This window comes from Nonomuraea insulae (assembly GCF_042656245.1).
In genome coordinates this window covers 44,880-60,869 of record NZ_JBHSPA010000079.1, presented here as the reverse complement: position 1 = coordinate 60,869, position 15,990 = coordinate 44,880, and the positions used below count along the sequence as shown (strand labels likewise).

Sequence of the window (15,990 nt, the reverse complement as noted above, 5' to 3'; positions counted from 1 at the left end):
GTTTTCTGGTGACCGCGCCGCGTGAAGTCGTCATCCCTGCGAACTCCACTGCCCTAGAACGAGCCCAGATTTGTGATCTGGTGCCCGTTTGTGCGGCGCTTACGGGCCGAACACTACCAGCCCGTTGGCTTTCCGGAACCCGCTTCTGCTGTGCTTGGTTAATACCCGCGAGATCCGTATGTAATCGCCCTGTTACCCAGAGTTCACTAAAAAGGTGTAGCCAGGTCCGAGAGGTCGTTCTCGAAGTCGCCCAGCCAGAGCCCGAACAGCACCAAACCGCGCACCCAGAAACGATCGTTCCAGCCGTTGAACCTGGTCAGCGCGTCCGGCCCACCGGCGACCACCTCGTGCAGCTCGTCCGACAGCAGATTCGGCACCCGGTTCACGACCGTCTCCAGCATCCGGTGCGAATAATTTCGGGCAGCGACCGCCGTTGACCGCAATGGCACCCGCTGGAGCGGCTGCTTGATCACGTTCGTCGAGGGCAGAGCGGCCACGCGCGGATTGGCGGCGTACAACACCTCGCGGTAGAAACGGCCCTTGTCCTTGCGCGCCACGCCGACCGACAGCGCGGCGTCGAAGAACCGCGGATGGATGAACGGCGCCGCGAACGACGCCTCGGGCCCCACAAGGTTGACCGCCGAGCGCGCGATGCCCCGCACGGTCCTGGTGTGCAGCACCGACAGCGTCAGCTCGGCCCGGTGCCCGTGGAGCATGGAGGTGGCGGCGGCGAACTGCTCGCGCACGATCTCCTCCATCCACTGCGCCGCCGCCTTCGACAGGAACGGCTGCGTGGGCTGCCCGAGCGAGAGCGAGCCCAGCAGGGCCGCCGAGCGCTCCGCCTGCGTGGTGGCCTCCAGGGCGGCCCCGCTGACCATGAAGTTCTTCAGCAGCGGCCCTCCGGCCAGCCCGTCGACCAGGATCCGGCCCGCGCCGTGCACCTCCTTGGCGAAGGGGGCGTACCAGGCGTGGTGCGGCGTGAGGTATTCGAGCCTGCGCGCCACCTCGGCCGCGTCGTCCGGGTAGGCGGCGGCGTCCTGGGTGATCACCCGGTGCGGGATGCCCAGCTCCCTGGTGATCGACCTGGCGAACGCGATGTCGGTGTCGGAGCCGTCGTCAGGGCTGGTCGTCCACGACTCCACGTCCGCGCCGCGGGCCTTGGCCACGCTCGCCAGCAGGCGCGAGTCGTAGCCGCCGCTGACCGGCACCAGCAGCTTGCGGCCCTCGTAGTCGCCGTAGACCTGGCCCAGCAGCTCGACGATCTCCTCAGGGCTGATCCACGCCTCGTACGGCTCCGTACGCAACCAGCGCGGCAACCGGCGCTCCGTGGCGAGCCTGCCGTGCTCGTAGACCAGCGCACTGGACCCCGGCAGCCGTTTGACCTCGCCGTACGGGGTCGCCTCGCCCAGCGGGAAGGTCACCTGGAGTATCGAGGCCCACGCCGACCAGTCGATCGCGACGGGCACGAGGCTGAGCAGCGGCTGGATCAGGGACGAGAAGTAGACCGCGTCGCCCTGGCGCACGTAGTAGACGTCCACCAGCCCCAGCCCGCCTGTGTGCAATGTCACCCGCGCGCCGTCGCTGATCAGCCCCGGAGTCTCGTACGTCTCCGCGACCGTGATCCACTCGTCGGCCTCCTTGGGCCTGCGCTCCCCCCAGGCGAACGCGAACGCCCCCTCGGCGCGGTGGTACGGCGGCAGCGGCGTGGAGCTGAACAGGGCCGCCTCGGCCGACTGCAGGGCCGGCCTGACCTTGGGACCCGCGGCCATCAGCTTGCCCAGCATGACGGTGTCGATCCGGCCTAGAGCGCCACAGATGTAGGGCCTTACGTTGAACTGCACCGGATCTCATCCCTTCGAGACGCTTCCCGCAAAAGAGTATCCTTTGCCGGGCTGAGAGAGCGGAGGTCCAGTTGAGCACAGAGCTTGAGAGCACGCGAAGGGCGTTGCGTGAGGCCGTTTCCCACGCAGAACGCTCGGCCGAGCTGGCCAGGCTGCTGGACGCCGCCCAGGTCAAGCTGGCCGCGGCCGAGCAGAGCGCCGAGGAGGCCAGGTCGCTGGCCGAGCAGTTGAGCGAGACCGAGCAGCGGCTGGCCGCCGAGCAGGCCGCCGCCGACAAGCTGCGCAAGGAGCTGGCAGAGCAGCGTTTCCAGGCCGAGGTGGCCAACTGGAAGTTGTCCTCCATCAAGGTCGCCCGTTGGAACCGGCTCGGCGACGCCATCAAGAGCTCCAAGAACAACCCGATGCGGCTGGCCAAGGGCCTCAGGGGCGCCGCCAAGCCGGTCAAACGGCCCTCCGCGCCCAAGCGGAAGCCCGTTTCCGCCACCAAGCCCAAGGACGAGCGTCCAGGGGCGGCGTTCCAGGCCACCAGCACCACCAGGACGCTCGGGGGCGCCTCCTTCAAGCTCAAGCCGTTCCGGGTGCCGACAGGGCCCAACACGCGCCCGCACCTGACCGCCGCGGTGATCGCCGATCCGCACGCCGAGGCGCTGCTGCGCTACGAGTGGCGGCAGACCACCGGCTTCACGCCGCGCGACTTCGCCAGGGTGCTCCCCCTGGAGGTGCCGCACCTGCTGGTCGTCGAGTCCGTCACGCAGGGCCCCTGGGTCGAGGAGCTCACCGGCGAGCCGGGCGAGGGCATCAAGGCGCTGCTGGCCTGGTGCTCCGAGCGCGGCATCCGCACGGTCTTCTGGCACACGCAGGGCGAGGTGGAGCCGTACGCGGCGGCGGCCGAGCTCTTCGAGCACCGCTTCACCACGGACCTCACGGTGGCCTGGCCGCGGCTGCAGTTCGGGGTGCAGCCCCGGGTGCACAACCCGGTGCCGCTGGCCGGGGGCCGCATCGACCGCGTACTCACGCTCGACCAGCTCCTGCCCGGTCACCTGGCCTACCCAGACGTGCTGACCTCCTACCGCTGGCCCGCCGCCGCCGACTGCCCGCCGGGCACCCCGCAGTGGCGGCTGGCCGAGATCGCCGCCTGCGCCACGCCCATCGGCACCGAGGCGGACACGCGGCGGGCGCACGTGGCGCTGCGGCGGGCGTACTCGATGGGCACGATGAGCGAGCGCGTCGACGAGCTGCTCGACGCCATCGGCCTGCCCAGTGCCCGCCCCACCCTCAACACCTCCGTCCTGCTGCCCATCCTGGACCCGTACCTGATGGAGCACGCGCTGGCGCAGGTCGCCAGGCAATCGGGCGTCGACCAGCTCATCGTCATCGGCCCGCCGGAGGCCGAGCTGCGGGCCCGCGACGTGCTGCCGGACGTGGAGGTCGTCTACCGCCGCCCGGTCCCGTCGATGACCGAGGGCGCGATGCTCGACGCCGGCATCGACCTGTGCGAGTCCGACCTGGTCGCCGTCATGGACCCGCGCGACGTCTACGGCCCGCACTACCTGTCCGACCTGCGGCGCGCCTTCCTGTTCAGCAGCGCCGACATCGTCGGCAAGGGCGCCTTCTACGCCCACCTGCGCAAGCCCCAGGCCACGCTGCTCAAGCAGCCGGACGCCGAGTACTCCTACCTCCCGGAGATCACCGGCGGCACCCTCCTGGCCAGGCGCAACACCGTGCGCGAGCTGGGCTTCGCCGACCTCACCGAGGGCTGGGACGAGGTGCTCATGCGGCAGTGCCGCACGGACGGCGTCAAGGTCTTCTCGGCGGACCGGTTCGGCTACGTACGGGTCCGCGACGAGGACCGCTGGCTCCTGGGCGCGGCGCACCTGGTCGAATACGGCTCGGCGGAGCCGCACGCGCTCATCTGAGGCCGGGGAAGACGCGCGTAGGGTCGTCGCCATGACGCCCGACGAGCTGGCCGGGGTGCTGGGGGAGCCGCCCACGCCCGAGGGGACGTGGGAGCGGGAGGCCGTGTACGTCTCGGCCGCCGCGCTACGCCGGCGCCTGCCCGCAGAGGAGCTCGCGGTCCGGGTGCGGGCGCTCGACGGGGTGGACTCCGTGGAGGTCCGGGGGAAGGGGTTCCTGCGGATCGTCGTGGGCGCCCCCGGAACGCTGGCGACCGCCGAACCTCCGGACGTCCCGTTCGAGCCCGCGTGGCCGGACTTCCCCCGCACCTGGGAAAACCCCGGATTCGTCGTCCGGTACGGGCATGCGCGGGCCAGTGCCGTGCAGCGGTGGGCCAGGCAATTGGGGGTGCCCACGGGATTCAGCCCCGAGTTGTTGTCCGACCCGTACCACCGGTGGGTGCTGCGCGTGCTGGCCGAGGTGCCGGGGCGGCTGGTCAGCCGGGAGCCCGGGTGGGAGAGTTACCTGCTGCGCCTCGCGCTCGCCTACCACGACGCGCACGAATGGGCGCCCGCCGTGCCGGTCGGGGACGAGGAGCCGGGGCAGGTGCACGCGGCGCGGGTGCGCGTGGCGGAGGTCGTGCGGAAAGTGCTGCCAGGCCCTGACAGGCTGTAACGGATCACAAAATATCCGGCGAAACGGCGAAAAAGCGTAAAAATATCCCTTCTGGGGCTTGAACGTGTCTCGATACGTGGTCAGGGGGTCATGGCTTACTTGCGCGTCCGATAGCCTCGATCGGGTGAGTCGATTCGCCCACCCCGCCGGGGACCGGCACGCAGAGATGCTGCCCCAGGAGCGCCCGCCGCTGGCGCCCGCCGACCTCAACCGGATCAATCCCGCGATCTGGCCCCGAACGTCGACCCGGGTCGAGGGCACGCTCACGGTCGGCGGCGTGGACGTGCGTGACCTGGCCCGCGACCACGGCACGCCCCTCTACGTCCTCGACGAGGACGACGTACGCTCGCGCATGCGCGACTACGCCACCGCCTTCGCCGGCTCCGAGGTCCACTACGCCGGCAAGGCGTTCCTGTGCAAGGAGATCGTGCGCTGGCTGCAGGAGGAGGGCCTCGGGCTCGACGTGGCCAGCGCCGGCGAGCTGGCGGTGGCGCTGAGCGTCGGGTTCCCGGCCGAGCGCATCACCATGCACGGCAACAACAAGTCCACGGCCGAGCTCGGCAAGGCGCTGGAGGCCGGGGTCGGGCACATCGTGGTCGACTCCTACGACGAGATCGCCAGACTCGGCTACCTCGCCGAGCAGCAGGGCAAGCGGCCCAAGGTGATGGTCAGGGTGACCACCGGGGTCGAGGCGCACACGCACGAGTTCATCGCCACGGCGCACGACGACCAGAAGTTCGGGCTGTCGCTGAGCACGGGGGCGGCGGCGGAGGCCGTACGCAGGATCCTGGCCCTGCCGCAGCTTGAGCTCCTCGGCCTGCACTCCCACATCGGCTCCCAGATCGTCGACACCGCCGGGTTCGAGGTGGCCGCGCGGCGGCTCGCCTCCCTGCTGGTCCAGATCAAGGAGGAGCACGGTGTGGTGCTGCCCGAGCTGGACCTCGGCGGCGGCTACGGCATCGCCTACGTCGACGGCGACGAGGCCCCCGACATCAAGGAGCTCGCCGACAGCCTGCAGGAGATCGTCGCGAAGGTCTGCACGGGAGCGGGCCTGCCCGTCCCCCGCCTGACCGTCGAGCCCGGCCGGACGATCGTCGGCCCAGGCGGCATCACCCTCTACGAGGTCGGCACGATCAAGGACGTCGAGGGGCTGCGCACCTACGTGAGCATCGACGGCGGCATGAGCGACAACCTGCGCACGGCGCTCTACGGCGCCGAATACACCGCGGCGCTGGTCAGCCGCGGCAGCGAGGCCGAGCCCATGCTCAGCCGCCTGGTCGGCAAGCACTGCGAGAGCGGCGACATCATCGTGCGCGACTTCCACCTGCCCGCCGACCTCGCCCCGGGCGACCTGATCGCCGTGGCGTCGACGGGCGCCTACTGCCGTTCGCTGGCGAACAACTACAACTACCTGCCCAGGCCCGCCGTGGTCGCCGTCTCCGGCGGCGTCTCCCGCGTGATCGTGCAGGGTGAGACCGAGGACGACTTGTTGAGGGGGCAGCTGTGAAACCGCTGAAAGTGGCTCTTCTGGGCTGCGGCGTCGTCGGCTCGCAGGTCATCAGGCTCATGCACGAGCAGGCCGGCGACCTGACCGCCCGCGTCGGCGCGCCGCTGGAGCTGGCCGGGGTCGCCGTACGCAGGCTCGGCCGCAAACGCGACATCGAGGTCGACCCGGCGCTGCTGACCACCGACGCCGAGGCGCTGGTCGCCCGCGACGACGTGGACATCGTGATCGAGGTCATCGGCGGCATCGAGCCCGCCCGCTCGCTGATCGTCTCCGCCCTGTCCAGGGGCAAGTCGGTGGTCACCGCCAACAAGGCGCTGCTGGCCGAGGACGGCGCCACCCTGCACGAGGCCGCCAGGACCGGCAGGGGCGACCTCTACTTCGAGGCCAGCGTGGCCGGGGCCATCCCGCTCCTGCGCCCCCTGCGCGAGTCGCTGGCCGGCGACCACGTCAAACGGGTGCTGGGCATCGTCAACGGCACCACCAACTACATCCTCGACAAGATGGACTCCACGGGCGCGTCCTTCACCGATGCCCTGGAGGAGGCCCAGACGCTCGGCTACGCGGAGGCCGACCCGACGGCCGACGTCGAGGGCTTCGACGCCGCCGCCAAGGCCGCCATCCTGGCCGGGCTCGCCTTCCACAGCCGCGTACGCGCCGAGGAGGTGCACCGGGAGGGCATCACCGACATCACCGCCACCGACGTCGCCTCCGCCAAGGCCATGGGCAACGTCATCAAGCTGCTGGCCATCTGCGCCCGCTCCGACGACGGCCGCTCCTTCGGCGTGCGGGTGCACCCGGCCATGATCCCGCGCTCGCATCCGCTGGCGGGGGTGCGGGAGGCGTACAACGCGGTCTTCGTGGAGGCGGAGTCGGCGGGCCAGCTCATGTTCTACGGCAAGGGCGCCGGTGGCGCCCCCACGGCCTCCGCCGTCCTAGGCGACCTGGTGGCCGTCGGCCGCAACCGCCTCGCCGGCACCCGCGGCCCCGAGGAGTCCACATACGCGTCGCTGGCCGTGCACCCCATGGGTGAGACCGTCACCCGCTGCCACGTGGCCCTCGACGTCGCCGACAAGCCGGGCGTTCTGGCGCAGGTGGCGGAGCTGTTCGCCAAGCACGACGTGTCGATCCAGACCGTACGCCAGGAGGGCCACGGCGACGACGCCCAACTCGTCATCGTCACCCACCGCGCCACGGACGCCGCCCTGTCGGCGACCATGGAGGGTCTGCGCGAACTGGACATCGTGCGGGCGGTGGCGAGCGTGATGCGGGTGGAGGGCGACGAGTAGGACCGCCCGGATCCTGGCCGACCCCGCGCTGACCGCCCGGCTCAGCCTGCCCCTGCCGGACGAGGACCACGGTGAGGTGCTCGCACCATGAGCCCGAAGCGACGAACCGTGCATTTCGTTTATGCGTCGGCCCGTCACCCGAAGGACACCGACGTGCGCGGCTAGTTGTCGGGGAAGGCCAGGTCGCGGACTCGGCGGATGGCTCGTTTGAGTACTGTGCGGTTCTGGTTCCTGGCCAGTCGCGCCGCCTCGCGCCGCCACGACTCCGCCTTCTCGCGCCACCGCGCCGCGTCCCGGCCGTTCTTGCCCGACTCCCTGCGCAGTTGCGCCATCTCCGCGCGGAGGGCGGTGAGGCGCTCGCGGAGGAGGGTGAGTTCCTTCTCGCGTAGGGCGAGCTCCGACGGAGGTCTCTTGCGCGGTGGGTACGTGGCCGGCCGGCGGCGGAAGCCCCACGTCTCCCCGTCCAGCCATTCCAGGCCGAACAGGGCGTCGATGAGGTCGTCCAGGTCGTCGCCGGGCTCGGAGACCAGGGCGGCGCGGGAAAGGGCGGCGGTGCGGTCCAGGCGGGCCACGGTCACCTCGCCGTGCGCCGTTTCCTCCAGGGCGACGCGGAGCGTGCCCAGGTCGTGTTGCTCCATGTGCTCCACCAGGCGTTCCACCGCGTCGTTTGCCACGACCCAGCCGGGCGGGACCGACAGGCGGAACGGGGGTGTGCCGGGTGGAGGGGAGCCGGTGGTGAGGTGGACGCGGGGGTCGTGGGCGAAGCAGGCGTGGATGAGGAGGAGGTCCAGGTGGGGGTCGGTGAGGGGGGAGCGGCGGCCGGAGGGGAGTGTGTCCCAGGGGCCGGCGACGGTGACCCTGAGGTCCGGGAGTGAACCGGCCAGGAGGGTGTCGACGGTCGCCCGTACGTCCTCGTACGAGCCCGCCGGCACGGCCACCTCCACGTACGGCACCAGCCACTGCCGCCCCACGTCCGTCCGCAGATAGCGCCGGTACGGGACCCGATCGGCCACGTAAGGGTCGTTGTGGCGCTTCAGCGCCTGGAAGTCGCGCATGGCCGTGGGCAGCCCGATGTGCCACGCCCTGGACTCGGGGTCGGGGACGTACACCGCGCCCGCCTGCGTCAGCCGGTAGCCCAGTTCGGTGTCCTCGGCCAGCACCAGGGAGGTGTCCATGCCGCCTGCGGCGCGCAGCAACGCCGCCGGATAGGAGACCGTGGCCCCCACGTGGATCCGGGTGGCCAGGGAGTTCGGGGCGGTACGCAGGCCGTCGTGGTCACGGATGATCTGCTCGGCCCAGTCGTGGCGGTGTGGCGAGAGGGGGAAGAGGGCCTCTTCTGTGCCCGACTCCAGCGCCTGCCTGACCTGTTCCTGGCCGGGGAGTGCCTGGTCGGCCGCGGTGAAGTCGATCCAGCCGAGCGCCACCACGTACGGGGCCAGGTGATGCCAGCGCAGCTGGGCCTCCACGTGCCGCCGGTGCGGCACCATGTCGGCGTCCAGCACGAAGACGACCTCGCCTGTCGCCGCGTCGAGGCCCGCCTGCACCGCCCAGGCCCGTCCCCATCCGCCCGGCGGGCTGGGGATCAGCTTGGTACGGGACGGGACGATCTCGGGCAGGCGCAGCGGCGTGGCGCTGCCGTCGTCCACGACGATCACGTCGAGGAAGCGCTCAGGGTAGCTCTGCGCCGACAGGGCGGCCAGCGTCAGGTCCAGGGTCTCCTGGCGGTCGTGGGCCGGGATGACGACGGTGACGGTGAGCGTGGGCTCCCAGGCGCCCAGGGCGGGCGGGACGAGGAGGCCGAAGTCGTTGCGGCGGATGCGCGGCACCCGGCCGCCGCCGCTGGTGACCGGCCGCGAGGTCCCGCTCATGAGCGGAGGGCTCCGTTCACGAGAGGGGTCCCGTTCACGAAAGGGGTCCCGCTCATGGGCGGGGGTTTCCGTTCGTGGATGCGGCGGGGATCGTGTCCAGGTCCATGAGGGCGCTCGGGTGGAAGCCGCGCCACTGCCGCCTGTTGCGCCGCAGGAACGTCCCGATCGGCTCCTGCCAGGTGTGATCGGCGGCGGGGCCTCTGCGCAGGATGTACCCGAGCCCGTGCGTACGGTAGATCTGCCCGCCCGCCGCCTGCAACGCCTCCTGGAACTGGGTGTCCACCGACCGCCGCAGCGGCCGGAACCCGCCCACCGCCTGGAACGCCGACCGCTCCACCAGGATCGTCCCCCCGGCCACGAAGCTGGTGATCTGCTCGGTGACCTGCCTGCGGTGCACGGTGACGTCGATGGAGGACAGGTACACGAACTCCGGCACCGTCCCGACCACCTGGGCCCCCGAGTACGCGTGCGCCAGCAGCAGGTCGGCCAGGAAGCCGGGCCCGTACCAGTCGTCGTCGTCCATCTTCAGCAGGAACGACCCCGATGCCCTGGCGGCGGCGTCGTTCAGCACCTGGCCGAAGACGGCCCGGCGATCGGCCTCGTACACGGTCAGCGGCCCCTCGAACGCCGCGATCGCCGCCGCCACGTCCGGATGCCCCTGGGGCACGCCGTGCAGGGCGAGCACCACTTCGAGCCGGGCGTCGCGCTGCCGGGCGATCTGGTCGAGGGCGAACGAAACCATGTCGGTACGGCGGGTCGCGAGCACGACCGAGGTGAGCGGGGGAGCGGGCGCGGGGGCGCCGAGCTGCTCCCAGCGGGCCGCCACGCCGTGCGTGCGCAGCGCGGACCTGCGCAGGCGGATGCTGTGCTCCTCCCGGCGCAGTTCGTCCGACAGCTCGGGGCGGGCCATGAGCAGCCCGATCAGGTCCTTCCCGAGCGCGCCCGCCCAGCGCGGCGCTCGCGGGGCCACCAGCGGCACCCCGGCGGCGGCCAGCCCGGCGAGCACGCGTACGGCCGCCAGAGGGCCGCTGTGCGCGCGCCGCCAGTCCACCTCGACGCCGCGGATCTGCCGCAACCTGGCCACGTCCGCGTCGGTGACCCCGCCCGACTCGGCGAACGACGTCACGACCTTCCCCTCCAGCACCACCGACCAGCGGCCGTCACGCTCTGCCAGGGTGGCCATGCCGCGGGAGGGGATGGTCACGAAGCCCTGCGGGTTCACGAGCCGCTCGTCCACCGGGGGGATCATGGACGGCTCGCCGAGCACGTCGGGATCGGCCAGCGGCGACCCGGTCATCCCTGGCCGGCCCAGGCTCTGCCAGCTCGCGGCCCGCGACGTCGGGCGCTCGATCGGCCTCTCGTCCCCGTCCCACTCGTCGCCTCCCCACCCGTCGCCCGCCTCGTCGCCGGCCTTGGGAACGCCGGTCCGCAGCACCACGTCACCGCCAGGTGCTCCCACCCGTTCAGGAACCGGCCCGCCCACCTCGGCGGGCGTGGCGTTGGGATCTCCTGGCCGCCAGTCGGCCGCCCCCACTCCCGCGATCGCCGCGGCCGGCGCCGCGATGACGTCGAGGCGGTGCCCGGCGAAGGCCCGGGCCGTGGCCGCCACCGTACGTCCGGCGGGCGTGGCGGCGGAGAAACGCGCGTCCACCACCCAGACCCGACCCTCGGCCCGGTACACCCGCAAGTCCGTCAGCGACCGCCAGCGCTGCGCAGGCGTGGGCGTCGGCACGGGCGCGGGATGGGCGGGCGGCGTGTCGAGCACGGCCACCACCACCCGCTCGGCCTGCGGCAACAGTTTGTGCAGGGTGGCGATCCTGCGCAGGTCGGCGGGCGTCCCGGCCAGGACGAGAACCTCACGTGCGCCTTCTCGCGGCGCCTCCAGCAGGTCCCGATCCAGGTCCACCACCCCGGTACGGCCATCGGCGTAGAGCGCCTCGGCATCGTCGATCCCGGCGAAGAACACCGGCGCCCCGTCCAGGTCCGCCAGCAGCTGACGGATCATCCGGCGCTCCGGAGCTGCCGCATGATCGCGCCCAGCGGCCCACGAGGAGCCTCGTCAGCATCGTCATCGGGGGCGGTCAGCCGTTCGATCTCCGCGTTCAGCCGTTCCACCTCGGCCCGCAGCTCCTTGACCTCGCCCAGCCGCTGCCCCGCCAGCGCCCGCCACTTGGCCGGCTCCCCGGCGGGCGGCTCGGCCTCCTCGGCGGTCGCGAAGTCGTACTCGGCTCCGCTGACCCACTCCGAACCGAACATCTCGTCCACCAGGTCGTCGGCCCCGCCGGGGAACAGCGCGGCGCGGGCGAAGGCGGCCGTCCGCTCCAGCCGCGCGGCCACGACCTCGCTCTCCTCCTCGGCGAGTGCCACGCAGACCAGGCCGAGCAGGTCGCGTTCCGCGTGCCGGACGAGCTTGGCCAGCGTGTCGGCGCCCAGCACCCACCCGGAGGGCAGCGTGAGGAGGAAAGGAGCGGGCGCGGCCGAGCCGGGTACGCTCCGCGCGAACTCCACCCGGGGCTCATGAGCGTAGTGATGGCTCAGGAGCCGCAGGTCCAGCAGGGGATCGTCGAGGCCGGCGTGGCGCTCGCCGGTCAGCTCGCCCCACGGCCCCGCGATCGTGACCGCCGCGTCGGTGAGCGTGCCGGCCAGCGCCGAGTCCACGCTCGCCCGCGTCTGCTCGTACGTCGTGGCGATCACCGCGACCCGCACGTACGGAACGAGCCAGGTACGCCGGGGATGCCCGCGCAACCAGCGCAGATCCGGGATCAGATCGCCCAGATAGGACCAGTTGTGCCGGTGCACCTCCTCCTCCCGCACCATCACGGTGGAGGGCCCGGCGTGCCACCCCCTGGCCTCGGCGTCGGCGATGAACACCGCCCCCGCCTGGGCCAGCCGGTAGCCGAGTTCGGTGTCCTCGGCCATGTTCAGTGAGGCGTCCACGCCCCCGGCCGCACGCAGCAGTTCGGCGCGCACGGAGGAGGAGGCGCCCGTGTGCTGCAGGTACGCGCTCGTCCCCGCGTCCTTGAGCCTCCTGGTGGACTCCAGGGCCTTGCGCGTGTACTCCGACTGGACGCCCTCCTCGCCCGGCGCCCGCACGAACCGCGTGTCGCCGATCACCACCGCGTGGTCGATCAGGTGGTGCCAGCGCATGTGCGCCTCAAGGTGGTCCTCGGCCAGGATCATGTCGGAGTCGAGCCAGTGGATCACGTCCCCGGTGGCGGCGAGCTGCCCGCTCTGCCGGGCCGCGCCGCGTCCCCAGCCCTCCGCGACCCGTACGACCCGCGCCCCGGGCACCCGGAGCGGCGGCTCGCTCCCGTCGTCGGCGACGACGATCTCGACCAGTTCGGCGGGGTACGTCTGCCGCGCCAGCGCCGGAACCGTACGCTCCAGCGCCTCCGCGCAGTCGTAGGCCGGGATGACCACGGACACCCGCAACGACGGCTCCCACGCGCCCAGCGCGGGCGGTCGCAGCACGCCGTAGTCGTTGTGCCTGACCCGCGTCATACGCGGTCCTCGGTCAGACCGCGGACCTCCTCGCGCAACTCCTCCACCTCGCGCGCCCGGGTCATGGCGTTCACCCGGTCCTCCCCGAGTGAGGCCAGGATCGCGCCGAGGTCGTCGGCCCGCCGCCCGGCGGATTCCTCGACGGCCCGCGCCAGCACGTCCAGCCGGTTCTCGATGTTCTTGAGCGAGGCGGTGGTCCTGGTGAGCTCGGCCTCGTGTTTCTTGATCCGCAGGTCGATCCGGTGCGCCTTGCCGTCGAGGCGGCGCACGGTGAGCAGGAGCAGGGCGAGGGCAGCCAGCGAGAGGAGGAACGCCACCACCGCCACCGCCTCGCCGAACGTGATCAGCTCGGCGAGCACGAGAAGCGCGAGCACGCCGAGGCTCAGTGCTGCGAGGGGTGCGACGGTCGCTGCCAGACGGCGGGGCGAAAGCATCCGCGCATACCTTTCGTAGTTCACGAGTAGCAGGACATCGGAGGCATCACGGACATCATGGGATTATTGACACCTTAATAAACACTGGCAACTACCGTGCCATAAGTTCTGAAAGGATCACAGGGAAACTTCGGCCCGCTCGACCTGCGCCGCCGGGCCTGCCGAATGCGGCGCCCGCGTCTACCCGCCGGTAAAACGGGCGTAAGGTAGGCGCCGATTGAGTCCCAGCGGTCGAGGAGCACACCACCCATGTCCGTTACCCCCTGCGGCTTCGCACGTACGCCGGAGAAGGGGCTGGCCCGCCTGCACTGGGCCGACACCGACTGGGCGGTCGAGGGCCTGCCGCCCGACGTGGCCGCGCTGCGTCCGCTGCGCGGCCTGGAGGTCGAGTGGCCCGACGCGCCCGTGCCGCTCGACGGCCTCCTGGGCCTGGCCGCGGCCGGGGTCCCGCTGACCGCCGGCCACGCCGCGCCCTGGGTGCCCGCCGGCCTCGCCGCGCTGCTCACCGACCGCGACTGGCTCGGCCACGCCTCCGACGGCACCGCGCGTTCCCTGGCCGACCTGCGGCGCGAGGAGCACAGCGTGCGGTTGCGCCGCTTCGCCCACGCCGCATCGCCCCAGAACAACCCCCAGGTCAGCATCGTGATGGCCACCAAGCGGCCCGGCCTCGTCGGCGTCGCGCTGGCTCAGATGGAGCGCCAGCGCGAGGTGGCGGCGGAGGTGCTGCTGGGGCTGCACGGGGTGGCGTTCGAGCAGGTGCGCGAGGCGGTCGAGTCCTGTTCGCTGCCCGTGAGGTGGGTCGAGGCGGACGCCTCCGTGCCGTTCGGCGAGGTGCTCAACCAGGCGGCGGCGCTGGCGAGCGGCGACTGTCTGGCGAAGTGGGACGATGACGACTGGTACGGCCCGCGGCACCTGGCCGACCTGTTCATGGCGCTGACCTACGCCGGGGCCGACGTGGTGGGCACGACCGCGGAGTTCTTCTATCTGGAGCCGTTGAAGGCGACGATCAGGCGGACGACGTTCGCGAGCGGGGCGAGCTATCCGAGCGAGGTTTGGGCCGATCATGTGGCCGGAGGCACGATCATGGTGCCTCGCGAGAAATTCCAGGAAATAGGCGGATTTCCTGGATTGCCACGGGCTGTTGATCTCGAATTCCTGAAATCAGCGAAAAAAGCGGACGCTCGCATCTACCGGACCCACGGGCTGGGCTACGTCCTGCGCAGGGGGCTCAGCGGCGACCACACCTGGCAGTTGCCGCTGGCCCACTTCGTCAAGGTGGCCGCCAACCAGTGGCGCGGCTTCCGCCCGAGCCTGCTGATGGAAGCGGCATGAGCACACGGGGCTTAACGGCCCGGGTGCGTGGCAACGACTACCGGGTGCTCGCCCCGCAGGAGCACCTCACGCCCCGGCTGACGGTCAGCGTCGTCATCCCGGCCTACGGCGGCCAGGACAAGCTCGACCTGGTGCTCGCCGCCCTGGCCAGGCAGACGTACCCGGCCGCGCTCACCGAGGTCATCGTCGTCGACAACGGCAGCGAGCCCCCGCTGCGCCTGCCCGCCGCCCGCCCCGCCGGAACCCGCCTGATCGTCTGCGCGAAGCCGGGCCGGGCTAACGCGCGCAACGCGGGCCTGGCCGAGGCCACCGGCGAGGTGATCCACTGGCTCGACTCCGACGTCGTGCTCACCCCGGGCGCGATCGAGGCGCACATGCGCTGGCACCACACCGCCCCCTACCTCGTCGTGACCGGCTACATCAGGTTCACCGAGGCGGAACCGCCGGCCGAGTTGCCCGAGGACCTGGAGAGACACTTCGAGCCCGCCGAGCCGCACGCCTGGATCGTGGACCTGGTCGAGCGCACCGACGGCCTCACCGACAACCCGCAACGCCCCTTCAGCCTGCACGTCGGGGGCGCCACCTCGGTCAACGCCCGGCTGATCGCGGCGGCGGGGCCGATGGACGACGACCTGATCCTGGGCCAGGACACCGAGATGGGCTACCGGCTGGGGCAGGCGGGCGCGGTCTTCGTACCGGAACCCGCGGCCCGCGCCTACCACCTCGGCCCGACGATGCGGATGCGCGACAAGCAGCCCATCGACCGGGTGAGCCACGCGTTCGTGGCCGACCGCATCCCGGCCTACCGCTGGCTCAGGGGCCATCCTGGGCGGCGGTGGAAGATCCCGTACGTCACCGCCGTGGTGGACGGCACCGCCGGATACGACGACGTGCGCGCGACGGTGGACGCCCTGCTGGCGGGCACCGTGCCCGACCTGTCCGCGCACCTCATCGGCCCCTGGGACACCCTCTCCCGCGACCCCCGTGCCCCGCTCAAGGACCCCAATCTCGACCTGGTGCTGGTCCAGGGCCACTACGAGCACGAGGCCCGGGTACGCCTGGCCGCCTCGGACGACGTCGACCCCGCCGTCCCGTACGTGCTGCGCCTGCCCACCGGCTGGATCCCCGGCGAGGACACCCTCGCGCGCCTGCTGGACCTGGCCCGCGACGAGGGCCTCGGCCTGGTGAACGTGCTGCTCCACGAGTCGCCGGAGGGCGTGGTCGCGGCCCGCCTGGAACGGGTGTCCGCCTTCGCCAGGGCCCGCCTCGTGGCGGAGGCGGGGGAGGACCTGGACGACGTGGTGGACGCGGTGTCGGGCGTCACCTGGGTGGAGGGCGAGACCTGCGGCTTCACCACCGACCCCGCGCCGCCGCTGGGACGCCGGGGCGCCTACCGGGCCCGCACGGAGGCCCAGGCCGAGGCCGCCAGGCTCGCCAAGGAGACCGAAAGACTGCGGGGCCAGGTGGCCAAGTGGCGGGAGGAGGCGGGCCGCTGGCGCAAGTCGACCGTGGAGCTGCGCCGCGAGGTCGGCACCCTGCGCCGCCAGCTCGCCGCCGTCGGCCGCGCCCAGCAGGGCCTGCGCACGCTGGTCTCCGCCACGATGAAACGCGCGCTCCGCAAACGCCTGCGCGGCTGACCCCTCAGTTGGGGCG

At 71.9% G+C, this 15,990-nt stretch carries 11 protein-coding genes; 6 read left to right on the top strand and 5 right to left on the bottom strand.

Annotated elements, in window-relative coordinates; all coding sequences use genetic code 11:
- Nucleotides 1–206 precede the first annotated feature (206 nt).
- Nucleotides 207–1,841, bottom strand: a complete 1,635-nt coding sequence (locus tag ACFPZ3_RS51725) for an asparagine synthetase B family protein (protein ID WP_379521817.1) — start codon at nucleotides 1,839–1,841, stop codon at nucleotides 207–209.
- A gap of 71 nt (nucleotides 1,842–1,912) precedes the next feature.
- On the opposite strand from ACFPZ3_RS51725, the gene ACFPZ3_RS51720 reads away from it, so the two are divergent.
- The 4 genes from ACFPZ3_RS51720 to ACFPZ3_RS51705 all read left to right on the top strand — a co-directional run bounded on the left by ACFPZ3_RS51720 (nucleotide 1,913) and on the right by ACFPZ3_RS51705 (nucleotide 7,202).
- Nucleotides 1,913–3,757: a hypothetical protein gene (locus ACFPZ3_RS51720; protein WP_379521816.1), complete on the top strand. Its 1,845-nt coding sequence runs from the start codon at nucleotides 1,913–1,915 to the stop codon at nucleotides 3,755–3,757.
- Between the two features lie 31 nt (nucleotides 3,758–3,788).
- On the top strand, nucleotides 3,789–4,409 hold the full coding sequence (locus ACFPZ3_RS51715) for an anticodon-binding protein (RefSeq protein WP_379521815.1): 621 nt from the start codon (nucleotides 3,789–3,791) through the stop codon (nucleotides 4,407–4,409).
- A gap of 124 nt (nucleotides 4,410–4,533) precedes the next feature.
- On the top strand, nucleotides 4,534–5,916 hold the full coding sequence (lysA, locus tag ACFPZ3_RS51710; RefSeq protein ID WP_379521814.1) for a diaminopimelate decarboxylase: 1,383 nt from the start codon (nucleotides 4,534–4,536) through the stop codon (nucleotides 5,914–5,916).
- A complete protein-coding gene (locus ACFPZ3_RS51705) occupies nucleotides 5,913–7,202 on the top strand; it encodes a homoserine dehydrogenase (protein ID WP_379521813.1) in 1,290 nt (429 codons plus the stop codon). Before lysA ends, ACFPZ3_RS51705 begins: the two co-directional genes overlap by 4 nt.
- A gap of 161 nt (nucleotides 7,203–7,363) precedes the next feature.
- Here ACFPZ3_RS51705 and ACFPZ3_RS51700 read toward each other — a convergent pair whose 3' ends face one another.
- From ACFPZ3_RS51700 to ACFPZ3_RS51685, 4 genes are read right to left on the bottom strand one after another with little or no spacing between them, the layout of a single operon-like run.
- Nucleotides 7,364–9,070: a glycosyltransferase gene (locus ACFPZ3_RS51700; RefSeq protein ID WP_379521812.1), complete on the bottom strand. Its 1,707-nt coding sequence runs from the start codon at nucleotides 9,068–9,070 to the stop codon at nucleotides 7,364–7,366.
- Between the two features lie 52 nt (nucleotides 9,071–9,122).
- Nucleotides 9,123–11,075: a glycosyltransferase gene (locus ACFPZ3_RS51695; protein ID WP_379521811.1), complete on the bottom strand. Its 1,953-nt coding sequence runs from the start codon at nucleotides 11,073–11,075 to the stop codon at nucleotides 9,123–9,125.
- Complete coding sequence (locus ACFPZ3_RS51690) at nucleotides 11,072–12,571, bottom strand: glycosyltransferase family 2 protein (RefSeq protein ID WP_379521810.1); 1,500 nt, start codon at nucleotides 12,569–12,571, stop codon at nucleotides 11,072–11,074. The genes ACFPZ3_RS51695 and ACFPZ3_RS51690 overlap by 4 nt, the downstream gene beginning before the upstream one ends.
- The gene (locus tag ACFPZ3_RS51685) at nucleotides 12,568–12,945 is read right to left on the bottom strand and encodes a hypothetical protein (RefSeq protein ID WP_379521809.1); all 378 of its coding nucleotides are present in this window, start codon (nucleotides 12,943–12,945) and stop codon (nucleotides 12,568–12,570) included. Before ACFPZ3_RS51685 ends, ACFPZ3_RS51690 begins: the two co-directional genes overlap by 4 nt.
- A gap of 309 nt (nucleotides 12,946–13,254) precedes the next feature.
- Here ACFPZ3_RS51685 and ACFPZ3_RS51680 point away from each other — a divergent pair, with 309 nt between their 5' ends.
- Together ACFPZ3_RS51680 and ACFPZ3_RS51675 are read left to right on the top strand one after the other, a co-directional pair.
- Nucleotides 13,255–14,337, top strand: coding sequence for a glycosyltransferase family 2 protein (locus ACFPZ3_RS51680; protein ID WP_379521808.1), 1,083 nt, complete (start codon nucleotides 13,255–13,257; stop codon nucleotides 14,335–14,337).
- Nucleotides 14,334–15,974 (top strand): glycosyltransferase family 2 protein, encoded by a 1,641-nt coding sequence (locus ACFPZ3_RS51675; protein ID WP_379521807.1) that lies wholly within the window; start codon nucleotides 14,334–14,336, stop codon nucleotides 15,972–15,974. Before ACFPZ3_RS51680 ends, ACFPZ3_RS51675 begins: the two co-directional genes overlap by 4 nt.
- The last annotated feature ends 16 nt before the right edge of the window (nucleotides 15,975–15,990 follow it).